At 69.0% G+C, this 13,218-nt stretch carries 9 protein-coding genes and 1 pseudogene; 8 read left to right on the top strand and 2 right to left on the bottom strand.

Annotated elements, in window-relative coordinates; all coding sequences use genetic code 11:
* Nucleotides 1-9: 9 nt before the first annotated feature.
* The 7 genes and pseudogenes from OG972_RS12230 to OG972_RS12200 all read left to right on the top strand — a co-directional run bounded on the left by OG972_RS12230 (nt 10) and on the right by OG972_RS12200 (nt 8,171).
* Complete coding sequence (locus OG972_RS12230) at nt 10-1,260, top strand: PotD/PotF family extracellular solute-binding protein (protein WP_266980963.1); 1,251 nt, start codon at nt 10-12, stop codon at nt 1,258-1,260.
* 55 nt (nt 1,261-1,315) lie between these two features.
* Nucleotides 1,316-2,467, top strand: coding sequence for an ABC transporter ATP-binding protein (locus tag OG972_RS12225; protein ID WP_266980961.1), 1,152 nt, complete (start codon nt 1,316-1,318; stop codon nt 2,465-2,467).
* Nucleotides 2,464-3,396, top strand: a complete 933-nt coding sequence (locus OG972_RS12220; RefSeq protein WP_266980959.1) for an ABC transporter permease — start codon at nt 2,464-2,466, stop codon at nt 3,394-3,396. The genes OG972_RS12225 and OG972_RS12220 overlap by 4 nt, the downstream gene beginning before the upstream one ends.
* A complete protein-coding gene (locus tag OG972_RS12215; RefSeq protein ID WP_266980958.1) occupies nt 3,396-4,199 on the top strand; it encodes an ABC transporter permease in 804 nt (267 codons plus the stop codon). The genes OG972_RS12220 and OG972_RS12215 overlap by 1 nt, the downstream gene beginning before the upstream one ends.
* Before the next feature lie 22 nt (nt 4,200-4,221).
* Nucleotides 4,222-5,637, top strand: coding sequence for an FAD-binding oxidoreductase (locus OG972_RS12210; protein WP_266980956.1), 1,416 nt, complete (start codon nt 4,222-4,224; stop codon nt 5,635-5,637).
* Between the two features lie 99 nt (nt 5,638-5,736).
* Nucleotides 5,737-6,236: pseudogene (locus tag OG972_RS12205) on the top strand (hypothetical protein).
* A gap of 105 nt (nt 6,237-6,341) precedes the next feature.
* The gene (locus OG972_RS12200) at nt 6,342-8,171 is read left to right on the top strand and encodes a chitinase (protein WP_266980954.1); all 1,830 of its coding nucleotides are present in this window, start codon (nt 6,342-6,344) and stop codon (nt 8,169-8,171) included.
* On the opposite strand, the gene OG972_RS12195 is transcribed toward OG972_RS12200, so the two are convergent.
* Complete coding sequence (locus OG972_RS12195) at nt 8,156-8,746, bottom strand: phosphatase PAP2 family protein (protein ID WP_266980952.1); 591 nt, start codon at nt 8,744-8,746, stop codon at nt 8,156-8,158. The two genes, OG972_RS12200 and OG972_RS12195, sit on opposite strands and share 16 nt — an antisense overlap.
* A 358-nt stretch (nt 8,747-9,104) precedes the next feature.
* On the bottom strand, nt 9,105-10,445 hold the full coding sequence (gene gabT / locus OG972_RS12190; protein ID WP_266980950.1) for a 4-aminobutyrate--2-oxoglutarate transaminase: 1,341 nt from the start codon (nt 10,443-10,445) through the stop codon (nt 9,105-9,107).
* 271 nt (nt 10,446-10,716) lie between these two features.
* On the opposite strand from gabT, the gene OG972_RS12185 reads away from it, so the two are divergent.
* Nucleotides 10,717-13,146 carry an ATP/GTP-binding protein gene (locus tag OG972_RS12185; RefSeq protein WP_266980948.1) on the top strand — a complete coding sequence of 810 codons (2,430 nt, stop codon included), beginning with the start codon at nt 10,717-10,719 and terminating at the stop codon, nt 13,144-13,146.
* Nucleotides 13,147-13,218 lie beyond the last annotated feature (72 nt).

The following is a 13,218-nucleotide window of genomic DNA, read 5'->3' as shown; positions in this document are numbered from 1 at the left end:
GCAACGCGCATGGAGCAGTACGAGCCGGAGCACCTCTCCGCGGTCCAACTGGCCGCGATGCGGCGCAGTCTCACCAGTGGCAGGGGCGCTCTCACCCGCCGTTCGTTGCTGCGCGCCTCCGGCATGGGGGCGCTCGCAATCGGCGGACTGGGCACGCTGAGCGCGTGCGGCATCCCGCCCGCGAAGCGGGAAGGGGACGCAGCGGCGGCCTCCGACGACCATTCGGCCAAGGAGAAGCAGGTCAACTTCTCCAACTGGACCGAGTACATGGACGTCACCGACGACGGCAAGCACCGGCCCACCCTGGAGGCGTTCACGAAACGCACCGGGATCAAGGTCAAGTACACCGAGGACATCAACGACAACGTCGAGTTCTTCGGCAAGATCAAGCCGCAGCTCGCGGCCGGCCAGGACACCGGCCGCGACATCATCTGCGTCACCGACTGGCTGGCCGCCCGCGTCGTCCGCCTCGGCTGGGCGCAGAAGCTCGACGCTTCGCACCTGCCGCACGCCTACGCCAACCTCTCGGCCCAGTTCCGCGCCCCGGACTGGGACCCCGGCCGCGCCTACTCGTACCCGTGGGCGGGCATTCCCACCGTCATCGCCTACAACTCCAAGGCGACCGGAGGCCGCAAGGTCGATTCCGTCAGCCAGCTGCTCGACGACCCGAAGCTCAAGGGACGGGTCAGCTTCCTCTCGGAGATGCGCGACTCCATCGGCATGACTCTGCTTGACATGGGCAAGGACCCCGGTACCTTCACCGACGCCGACTACGACGCCGCGATCGGCCGGCTCCAGAAGGGCGTCGACAAGAACCAGATCCGGCGCTTCACCGGCAACGACTACACGGCCGACCTCGACAAGGGCGACATCGCCGCCTGCGTCGCCTGGGCGGGCGACATCATCCAGCTCCAGGCCGGAAACCCGGACATCAAGTACGCCATTCCGGCCGCCGGTTACATCATATCCAGCGACAACCTGCTCGTCCCGGTGAAGGCCCGGCACAAGACCAACGCCGAGAAGCTCATCGACTACTACTACGAACCGTCGGTCGCCGCCCAGCTCGCCGCGTACATCAACTTCGTCTGTCCGGTCGACGGAGTCCGCGACGAGCTGGCGAAGATCGACCAGGCGATGGCCGACAACGTCCTGATCCTTCCCGACAAGCAGATGGCGGCCAGATCGCACGCCTTCCGCTCGCTGACCTCCAAGGAAGAGACGGCGTACGAAGAGAAGTTCGCCAAGCTCATCGGCGCCTGACCGGCCCGCCTTTCCTTCCTCCGATCTCCCCCTGACACCACTGGGACTGCGACCCATGACACAGCAGCAGACAGAAGGCGGCGACGTCCGCCTCACCGGGATCAGCAAGACGTACGGTTCCTTCAAAGCCGTCCAGCCGCTCGATCTGACCGTTCCGCAGGGCTCCTTCTTCGCCCTGCTCGGGGCGTCCGGCTGCGGCAAGACCACCACCCTGCGGATGATCGCCGGGCTGGAGGAGGCCACGACCGGCACCATCTCGCTGGGCGGCCGGGACATCACCGACCTCCCTCCGTACAAGCGGCCCGTCAACACCGTCTTCCAGAGCTACGCGCTCTTCCCGCATCTCGACATCACCGAGAACGTCGCCTTCGGTCTGCGCCGGCGCGGCATCAAGTCGGTCAAGAAGCAGGTCGACGACATGCTGGACCTCGTCCAGCTCGGCGACTTCGCGAAGCGCAAGCCGCACCAGCTCTCCGGCGGCCAGCAACAGCGCGTCGCTGTCGCCCGCGCCCTGATCAACCACCCGCAGGTGCTCCTGCTCGACGAGCCGCTCGGTGCCCTCGACCTCAAGCTGCGCCGCCAGATGCAGCTTGAGCTCAAGCGCATCCAGACCGAGGTCGGCATCACGTTCATCCATGTCACCCACGACCAGGAGGAGGCCATGACCATGGCCGACACCGTCGCGGTGATGAATGCGGGCCGCGTGGAACAGCTCGGTGCTCCCGCCGATCTGTACGAGAATCCGAAGACGACGTTCGTCGCCAACTTCCTCGGCACCTCCAACCTCATCGAGGGCGAGATCGCCGAGGCCGGCGAGGACATCCTGGTCGGTGCGGGCGGCATGACGCTGCGGCTGCCCGCCGGGCGGTGTCAGGCCCCCGCAGCCCGTGGCGGCAAGCTGCTGCTCGGAGTCCGTCCGGAGAAGATCTCCCTCGCCCACGCCGACGACGCGGACTCCATAGCCGCCGGACGCAACCGGGTCACCGGCCGGATCATCGACTCCAGCTTCATCGGTGTCTCCACGCAGTACGTGGTGGAGAGCCCGGCCGGCAAGGCGCTTCAGGTGTACGAGCAGAACATCGAGCGCGACACCCGGCTCACCCCGGGAGCCGAGGTCGTCCTGCACTGGAACCCCGCGCACACCTTCGGCCTCGACGCGGCCCAGGACATCGACGCCGGCGTGGAGACGGTGGAGGACGCGACATGACCGTCACCGAAGCGCCGCCCGCGCCGCCCACCGACCCCGCCGAACTCCCCGTACGCAAGGCCTCCACCCGCAAGCGGCTCGTCCCGTACTGGCTGCTGCTCCCCGGCATCCTGTGGCTCGTCGTCTTCTTTGCGCTGCCGATGGTCTACCAGGCGTCGACCTCCGTGCAGACCGGATCCCTGGAGAAGGGGTTCGAGGTCACCTGGCACTTCCAGACCTACTGGGACGCGCTGTCCGAGTACTACCCGCAGTTCATCCGGTCCCTGCTGTACGCGGGCACCGCGACGATCCTGTGCCTGCTGCTCGGCTACCCGCTCGCGTATCTCATCGCGTTCAAGGCGGGTCGCTGGCGCAACGTGGTGCTGGTGCTGGTCATCGCACCGTTCTTCACCAGCTTCCTGATCCGTACGCTCGCCTGGAAGACGATCCTTGCCGACGGCGGTGCGGTCGTCGACGTGCTGAACACCCTGCACGTCCTGGACGTCACCAGCTGGCTCGGCTGGACCGAGAGCAACCGGGTGCTGGCCACGCCGATGGCGGTGGTCTGCGGTCTGACGTACAACTTCCTGCCGTTCATGATCCTGCCGCTCTACACCTCGCTGGAGCGGATCGACGGCAGGCTGCACGAGGCGGCCGGCGATCTGTACGCCACCCCCGCCACCACCTTCCTCAAGGTGACGTTCCCGCTCTCCATGCCGGGTGTCGTCTCGGGCACGCTGCTGACCTTCATCCCGGCCAGCGGTGACTACGTCAACGCCGAACTGCTGGGCTCCACCGACACCAAGATGGTCGGCAGCGTCATCCAGACCCAGTTCCTGCGCGTCCTCGACTACCCGATGGCGGCCGCGCTCTCCTTCATCCTCATGGCGGTCGTCCTGCTGATGGTGACCGTCTACATCCGCCGCTCCGGGACGGAGGACCTGGTCTGATGCCCGTACTGCGCTGGCTCCGCCGCCATCTGATCGTCATCGCGGGTCTGCTGACCCTCGCCTACATGATCCTTCCGAACATCGTCGTGATGGTGTTCTCCTTCAACAAGCCGAACGGGCGCTTCAACTACGCCTGGCAGCGCTTCTCGCTGGACGCCTGGACGGACCCCTGCGGCGTCGCCGACATGTGCGGCTCGCTCTCGCTCTCCCTCCAGATCGCCACCTGGGCGACGATCGGCGCGACCGCGCTCGGCACGATGATCGCCTTCGCGCTGGTCCGCTACCGCTTCCGGGCGCGCGGCGCGATCAACTCGCTGATCTTCCTGCCGATGGCGATGCCCGAGGTCGTCATGGCTGCCTCGCTGCTCACGCTCTTCCTCAACATGGGTGCGCAGCTCGGCTTCTGGACGGTCCTCATCGCCCACATCATGTTCTGCCTGAGCTTCGTCGTGACAGCGGTCAAGGCGCGCGTGATGTCGATGGACCCGAGGCTGGAGGAGGCGGCCCGCGATCTGTACGCGGGACCCGTGCAGACGTTCCTGCGGGTGACCCTGCCGATCGCCGCCCCCGGAATCGCGGCGGGAGCGCTGCTCGCCTTCGCGCTCTCCTTCGACGATTTCATCATCACCAATTTCAACGCGGGCTCGACCGTGACCTTCCCCATGTTCGTCTGGGGTTCGGCACAGCGCGGTACACCCGTGCAGATCAACGTCATCGGCACGGCGATGTTCATCATTGCCGTTCTGGTGGTTGTCGCCGGCCAGCTGATCGCGAACCGGCGAAAGAACAGCGCACGACCCTGAAGTCCTGAAGGAGTTGGAAACCATGGCCCCAGCTGCCATGCGTACTGCTGCACAATCACTCTCCGACGCCCGGCCGGTCTCGTTCTGGCTGGACGACCCCGGCAGGCCCGACGCGCTTCCCGCGCTCACCGGCGACGAACACTGCGATCTGCTCGTCATCGGCGGCGGATACAGCGGACTGTGGACCGCGCTGATCGCCAAGGAACGCGACCCGGAAAGGGACGTCGTGCTGATCGAGGGGCACGAGGTGGGCTGGGCCGCCTCGGGCCGCAACGGCGGATTCTGCGCCGCCTCCCTCACCCATGGCCTCCCCAACGGCCTGGAACGCTGGCCCGACGAGATCAAGAAGCTGGAGGAACTGGGCGAACAGAACCTCGACGCCATCGAGGTGGCTGTCGCCCGCTACTCCATCGACTGCGATTTCGAGCGCACCGGCGAAATCGATGTCGCCACGGAACCCCACCAGCTCGAAGAACTCAGGGAATGGCACCGGGAAGCGGAGGAACTCGGCTTCACCGGAGTGGAATTCCTCGATCAGGACGCACTGCGCGCGGAGGTCGACTCACCGACATTCCTGGGTGGTCTCTGGGACCGGCGCGGGGTCGCCATGCTGCACCCCGCCAAGCTCGCCTGGGGGCTGAAGCGGGCCTGCCTCGATCTGGGCGTACGGGTGTACGAGCACACTCGGGGCCTCGAACTGGTCAGGACCGCCACCGGGATGGCGGTTCGCACTCCGTACGGGAAGGTCCTCGCCCGGCGGGTCGCGCTGGGCACGAACATCTTCCCGTCACTGGTGAAGCGGGTCCGTCCGTACACCGTCCCGGTCTACGACTACGCGTTGATGACCGAACCGCTCAGCGCCGAACAGCTCGCCTCCATCGGCTGGAAGAACCGGCAGGGGCTGGGCGACAGCGCCAACCAGTTCCACTACTTCCGGCTCTCCGCGGACAACCGGATCCTGTGGGGCGGCTATGACGCGATCTATCCGTACGGTGGCCGGCTGAGCGCCGATCTCGACCAGCGGCCGGAGACGTTCCTCAAGCTCGCGGGCCAGTTCTTCGACTGCTTCCCGCAGTTGGCCGGGGTGCGTTTCAGCCACGCCTGGGGCGGTGCGATCGACACCTGTTCCCGCTTCTCCGCCTTCTTCGGTACGGCCCATCAGGGGCGCGTCGCCTACGCCGCCGGATTCACCGGGCTCGGTGTCGGAGCAACCCGGTTCGGCGCCGATGTGATGCTCGACCTGCTGTCCGGCGAAAGGACCGAGCGGACCGGTCTGGAAATGGTGCGCACCAAGCCGATGCCGTTCCCCCCGGAGCCGTTCGCCTGGGCCGGGATCGAACTCACGAAGAGGTCCCTGGCCAGGGCGGACAGCAATGGCGGGCACCGCAATCTGTGGCTGCGGACGATGGACCGCCTGGGGCTCGGCTTCGACAGCTGACCGGGACGCCCGCGGTGTGACCCAGGTCACTGCTAAGCGGTGGTCCGGCCTGCGTCATGATCCGGGCGCCCCCTCTGTCGCCGTGTGAACGCTCTGTCGGTGCACGCGGAAAGGGAGGTCGGCCATGACTGGCCCGGGGCAGAGGTGGCAGTCGAGTGGCTTGCATCGGTGGCACCGGATCCGGACGCCTGCCGGTGGGAAGGAGCGCAATCCCGACGGGATTGCGCTCCTTCCTGCTTGCGGGCGCTGGGACGTACTGAGTCTTCCGGGGAGCTCGGCTGCCCGACGCTCGACCTGCTCACCCGCCTCATCGACCGGTCGGGGCCGGTCCTCTCCGATTTTCGGCGACGCCCGGACGGGCTTCATCGTGCCGCCGGGCGCGGTTGCCCGCTGGATCGGAACGGAGGTATGGGGGGCGGGGCTCGGGACCTGGATCGTCGTGCCGTACCGGGGTGGGCCACCGGCTGATTCCGCCGGACGGATCGTTGACGCTCACCGACGCGACACCGCTGGAGCCGGCGAGGCGTGAGGCTGCGGCGGGAGCGGCTCGGAGCGGCGGGGGTGGAAGCGGGGGAGGGGTGGACGCCGGCCGTGGATGAATGCGGAGCGGCGGGGGCGGGGTGGTGCCAGAGGTCTTGACAACCTGATTGGTCTGGACCATGTTGTGCGCGCCACACTCAATTTCCCCCTGCACGGAGGCCGTTGTGGAACGCACGGGACCCCCCGCCCGATTTTCCGGACTTCTGGCCGCCTTCTCGGCGGCCCTTCTCGTCGCCGGTGGCCTCGCGGCCTCGGCTCCGGCCGCCGCCGCGGCCGACGCCGATGTGGCGCGCAACGGCGGCTTCGAGGCCGGCCTGGACGGCTGGAGCTGTACGGGCGGCAGCGGAGCCGTCGTCAGCACGCCCGTCCACGGCGGAACTTCCGCGCTGAAGGCGACCCCGGCCGGCAGCGACAACGCCCAGTGCTCCCAGACCGTGACGGTCAAGCCGGACTCCACGTACACCCTCAGTGCCTGGGTGCAGGGCAGCTACGTGTACCTCGGTGCGTCCGGGACCGGCACCACCGACGTGTCGACGTGGACACCGTCCGCGACCGGCTGGCAGCAGCTCACCACCACGTTCAGGACCGGCGCCGCCACGACCTCGGTGACGATCTACACCCACGGGTGGTACGGGACTCCCGCCTACTACGCCGACGACCTGTCCCTCACCGGACCCGGCGGCGACCCGGTCGCGCTCCCGGCCGCCCCCACCGGACTGAAGGCCACAGCCACCACTTCCTCGTCCGTCGCCCTCTCCTGGACCGGCTCCACGGGAGCGACCGGCTACAACGTCTACCAGGGCGGCACGAAGGTCCTCTCCGTCACCGGAACCTCCGCCACCGTGTCGGGCCTGGCCGCCTCGACCGCGTACAGCTTCCAGGTCGCCGCGACCAACTCCGCAGGTGACTCCGCCAAGACCGCTGCCGTCACCGCCACCACCACGGCGGGCGGCGGAGGCGGTGGCGGCGGCGCGGGACTCCCCGCCCACGCCCTCGTCGGCTATCTGCACTCCAGCTTCGCCAACGGCTCCGGATACACGCGGATGGCGGACGTACCCGACTCCTGGGACGTCATCGACCTGGCTTTCGGCGAGCCGACCTCCGTCACCTCCGGCGACATCCGGTTCTCGCTCTGCCCCGTCACCGAGTGCCCGAACGTCGAGTCCGCGGCCGAGTTCAAGGCAGCCATCAAGGCCAAGCAGGCCGCGGGCAAGAAGGTGCTGATCTCCATCGGCGGTCAGAACGGCCAGGTGCAGCTCTCGACCACCGCCGCCCGTGACACCTTCGTCTCCTCCGTCAGCAAGATCATCGACGAGTACGGTCTGGACGGCCTGGACATCGACTTCGAGGGCCACTCGCTCTCGCTGAACACCGGCGACACCGACTTCCGCAATCCGACCACGCCGGTCATCGTCAACCTGATCTCCGCGGTGAAGACCCTCAAGGCCAAGTACGGCGACACGTTCGTCCTGACCATGGCGCCCGAGACCTTCTTCGTGCAACTCGGCTACCAGTACTACGGCTCCGGCCCCTGGGGCGGCCAGGACCCGCGCGCCGGTGCCTACCTCCCGGTCATCCACGCCCTGCGTGACGACCTCACCCTGCTGCACGTCCAGGACTACAACTCGGGTTCCATCATGGGTCTGGACAACCAGTACCACTCGATGGGCGGCGCCGACTTCCACATCGCCATGACCGACATGCTGCTCACCGGCTTCCCGGTGGCCGGCGACACCACCAAGGTCTTCCCCGCGCTCCGCCCCGACCAGGTGTCCATCGGCCTGCCGGCCTCCACCCAGGCGGGCAACGGATACACCTCGCCCACCGAGGTCACCAAGGCGCTGAACTGCCTGACGAAGAAGACCGACTGCGGTTCGTACGCCACGCACGGGACCTGGCCCGGACTGCGCGGACTGATGACGTGGTCGATCAACTGGGACCGCTTCAACAACAGTGAGTTCTCGAAGAATTTCGACGCCTACTTCGGCGGCTGACGCCGCCGAGAGGAACAGCTCGGCCGGCTGAGCGTCAGGAGCAGCAGCCCGCTCAGGCACCAGCTGCCGAACACATCCAGCGGCCAGTGATAGCCGCGCAGCACCAGACCGATGCCCGTCGCCACTGTCAGCAGGACAGCGGCGACGGGCATCATCCATGACCGCTTCGACCGCCCTGCCGGACCTGTGCGCGGTGCGAGCAACAGCGCCGCGGCCCCGTACGCCACCGCGGCCGTCGCCGCATGGCCCGACGGGTAGTAGCCCGTCGCCTCGGTCAGCGGTCCCGGGCGGGCGATCCAGTCCTTGAGCGGGACGATCACCGCGGGTACCACCGCCATGGCCGACGCCGCGGACAGCGGTTCACGGCGTGCGCCGCGCAGCAGCGCGTATACGATCGCGCAGCCCAGGACCGGGAGCGCGACCTGCATATTGCCGAGATCGGCGAGGAATTCGGTGAGCCGGGCGGGACCGTGTCCGACGGCGGCCCGGCCGATCCGCTCGTCCAGCCCGCGCAGCGGTCCGTCGGCCGCGACCTGCCAGGTGAGGAGCGCAAAGACCGCGAGCAGTGACAACACCAGCGAAAGAGGAAAAGCCGACCGCCCCGGAACAGGGGGGGTGGTTCCGGGGCGGCCGCCTGGATCGGTTTGCCGCGCGCCCCGGGGGGTTTGGGGCGAGCGGCCATCCGATCGGTGAGGAGTTCCGGAGCCAGAGGCTCCAGTGGTGTGCGCGAAGGCACGACCAGGACGGCGCCGGGGAAGCTCCGACCCGGTCTCGCTCGCAGTGCCCTGCGAGCGGGGTGTTTCTCTCATCTACAGAAACCGTACGGCAGCCGATGGGGGACCGACAGCCGGAATCGGATCCCGCCATCGGCCCCCCACACCTTCTTCACAGACCCTCACGTGGGCCCGGTCAGGATCCGGCGCCAGGACCGGATCAGATCTGGCTGAAAGCCTGCTCGATGACGTCGAGGCCCTCGTTCAGCAGGTCCTCTCCGATCACCAGCGGCGGCAGGAAGCGCAGCACATTGCCGTACGTGCCACAGGTGAGGACGAGCACGCCCTCGGCGTGACAGGCCTTCGCGAGCTTCGCGGCGGCCTCCGGGTTCGGGTCCTTCGTGCCGGACTTCACCAGCTCGATCGCGATCATCGCGCCGCGGCCGCGGATGTCACCGATGACGTCGCCGTTCGGCAGCTTCGCCTGCATCTCGGCGAGGCGGCCCTTCATGACCTCCTCGATGCGCTTCGCCTTCCCGTTCAGGTCCAGCTCACGCATGGTCTCGATGGCACCGAGCGCACCCGCGCAGGCCACCGGGTTACCGCCGTACGTACCGCCGAGGCCGCCCGCGTGCGCGGCGTCCATGATCTCGGCGCGGCCGGTCACTGCGGAGAGCGGCAGACCGCCCGCGATGCCCTTGGCGGTGGTGATCAGGTCGGGGACGATGCCCTCGTCCTCGCAGGCGAACCACTGGCCGGTACGGCAGAAGCCGGACTGGATCTCGTCCGCGACAAAGACGATGCCGTTGTCCTTGGCGAACTGCGCGATGGCGGGGAGGAAGCCCTTCGCCGGCTCGATGAAGCCGCCCTCGCCGAGCACCGGCTCGATGATGATCGCGGCGACGTTGTCGGCACCGATCTGCTTGGTGATCTGGTCGATGGCCTGGGCGGACGCCTCGGCACCGGCATTCTCCGCACCGGTCGGCCAGCGGTAGCCGTACGCCACCGGGACGCGGTAGACCTCGGGCGCGAACGGACCGAAGCCCTGCTTGTACGGCATGTTCTTGGCGGTCAGCGCCATCGTGAGGTTCGTCCGGCCGTGGTAGCCGTGGTCGAAGACGACGACGGCGGTGCGCTTGGTGTAGGCACGGGCGATCTTCACGGCGTTCTCAACGGCCTCGGCGCCCGAGTTGAACAGCGCGGACTTCTTGGCGTGGTCGCCCGGCGTCAGCTCGGCGAGCTGCTCACAGACCTCGACGTACCCCTCGTACGGCGTGACCATGAAACAGGTGTGGGTGAAGTCGGCCAGCTGCGCGGACGCGCGGCGCACGACGGCCTCGGCGGAGGCGCCGACCGAGGTCACGGCGATGCCGGAGCCGAAGTCGATCAGGCGGTTGCCGTCCACGTCCTCGATGATCCCGCCACCGGCACGGGCGGTGAACACCGGCAGGGTGGAGCCCACACCTGCGGCGACCGTCGCGAGACGGCGGGCCTGCAGCTCCACCGACTTCGGGCCGGGAATGGCAGTGACGACGCGGCGCTCCTGCGGAATTGCGGTCATGCGGGGCTCCTGGGGGTGTTTCGGACGCTTCTCTCTCTGCAGGCTAGGGGCGAGGCCGGGGGTCCGGCATGTTCCGTTCGGGAGAAGTGGCGGGTCGCGGTTGTCCGTCACGGACATAGCGACCGGCATGGCCCCGGCCCGGCAACAGGTGCGGGACGACATCCCGCTCGACAGCGTCTGACGGGGTGGTACGGGGCACTAGATTGAGGGGATCGGGCGTCCGCGCCCGGAGTCAGCCGGTCGGCGCTGGTCAGGGGACGAGGGACAGCACATGGACACCGAGGGCACGTACGACTCACGCGGCACCCGCTCCGGTCATTCGGTGCCGCGCCCGGCCGGCCCACCACCGCCCGTGATGCCGCCCATGCCGGGCCACGCACCGGCCTCCGGGCCCTCCCTCGGCGACTGGCTGCGCATCCCCAGGCCCATCGCGGAACCGGGCGTCTGGCGGCTCGGTCACACCTCCCGGCCCGCCCGGGAAGAGGAGCGCACGCCCGACCGCACCCTGCTCAGCGGAGCCGTGATCTCGCTGCTGGCCTCGATCCTCATCTGGTCGCTCTGGCGCAACGGATACATCCCGTACTGGCGGGTTCCGCTGAAACTCTTCACCCCCGACGGCTGGTGGGGACCGTTCGGAGATCAGCCGCTGACCCACGGGGCGGTACGGGCGCTCGACATATACCGCCTCCTGATCACCGCAGCCATCTTCTACGGGTTCGGCCGCTTGGGTAACTGGCCCGCCGCGTTCGAACGATGGGTCGGGGGCCGGGGACCCGCCGCGCGAGCCGGCGGCGCCGCAGTCGGCGCCCTGCTGGTCTGGATCCTCGTATGGAACGGGACCGTGCCGGGCATGGAGCTGACCTTCAGCTTCGCCGCACCGTGGCTGGGCACCGACCGCACGGTGACCACCGCGGTCACGTACACGCTGTACGCACTGATCACCCTGGTGATCGTGTGGCCGTTCGCGAAGCTGGGGCGGTGGACGGAACTGCTGCGCCGGACCTCCGGCGGCAACGGACCGCAGCACCCGTCGACGGACCGCGCCGCCACGACCGAACGCGCGAGCGGCAACGTGCACGGCGGCGCGGCCCGGGACGCAGGCCGCGGCACCGAAGACCGCACGGACGACGGCGCGGACGATCCGGCCGAGTGGCCCGACGTACGCGCCGCCGGACAGAACCAGGTCGCTGCCAAGCTTTCCCAGGAGGCGCGGACGGGCCGGATGAACGACGTCGACTACGCCCGTATCCGACGTGCCTGGACGTCCGTACGCGCCGACAGCAGCCGGCTCCCCGCCTTCACCGACACCGTGCTGCGCAACGGCGCCGCCGCCTGCACCCACCCCTCCGGCGCACGTGATCTCCCGGTCCGTGCCGCCCGGCACGACCTGCTGGTCGACCAGGTCAGACTCGGCACCGTCGACGACAGCGAACGCAACCCCTACGCGCGCCGCGGCAGCGGCATCGCCCTCGACCCCGGGCTGCTCGGCACCTCCCTGCTGGCGGTCGGGCCGCCGGGAGCGGGCAAGAGCCGCGCATTGATCCGGCCGGTCGTCGAATCCCTCGCCCTCCAGGCGCTCGCCGGGCGCGCAGCCGTCGTCGCGGTGTGCGCCGCCGGAACCCAGCTCGGCGCCGACGAGGGCTTCGACGTCGTGGTCAAGCTCGGCGACCCGTCCTCCGTCCACGATCTCGACCTGTACGGAGGCACCACCGACCCCGACGAAGCCGCTGCCGTCCTGGCCGAGGGGCTCGTCGGTGATCTCCAGGAGGTGGACAGCCGACGCGCCGCCACCGCCCTCGCCCAGCTCCTCGGTCCCTACCGCGCCGCCCACGGTCGCTTCCCCTCCGTCCCGGAGCTGCGGGAACTGCTCGACGGCGTACCGGAGACGCTCTCCACCCTGCGCGCGGCCCTCGACGCGACGGGCAGGCAGGACATGCACCGTGAACTGGACGCGCGCGCCCGCCAGTCCGGCGCCCCGGGCGACGCCGGACCTACGCTCGCCGACCGGGTCGCTCTCCTCGACCGGCCCGCGTTCGCCGACTTCTTCGACACGACCGGCAAGGCCCGCCCCTTTTCCCTGCGGGCCCTGGAACACCCGCTGAGGGTCCGCATCGATCTGCCCGAACGCGGCCACGCCGAGGCGTCGCGGATGCTGGCCCGCCTTGTCCTCGCCCAGTTCACCGCGAGCGCCGCCACCCGCACGGACCGCTCGCTCTTCGCCTGCCTCGTCCTCGACGACGCGACCCGTGCCCTGACCCCCGACACCGTCCGCGGAATCCAGCGGCTGCGCTCCGCGCACGCCGGAGCCGTGGTCACGCTGCGCACCCTCGACGACGTCCCGGAGAACCTCCACACGGCGCTGCTCGGCGCCGTGGGCTGCCGGATGGCGTTCTCCGGGATCACCACCTGGGACGGCAAGAAGTTCGCCGAGGCATGGGGCACGGAATGGGTCGAGACGAGGGACGTCACCCAGCGCACGGTCTTCGCCGACCAGCCGATGACCCGGGCCATCCACGCCTTCCGCAAACTGGTCACCGGGAAGGCCGTGACCACGGACGCGGTGACCGTACGCCAGGTCGAACGCGAACGCTGGTCCGCCTCCGAACTGGCCCATCGCGTTCCGGCCGGACACGCGGTGCTGTCCCTGACGACCGTACGGGGGGACCATGCGCCACCCCTGCTGGTGAACCTGAACGGCTGAACCGTGTCCGTGCGGCTTGGACGTGCGGACCGGGTCCTCCCTGGCGGATCCGACGGTCGAGAGCGGTGCTTC

The organism is Streptomyces sp. NBC_01669, assembly GCF_026339735.1.
GTDB classification, from domain to species: Bacteria; Actinomycetota; Actinomycetes; order Streptomycetales; family Streptomycetaceae; genus Streptomyces; species Streptomyces yanii.
This window is presented reverse-complemented; position numbering and strand designations above follow the sequence as displayed.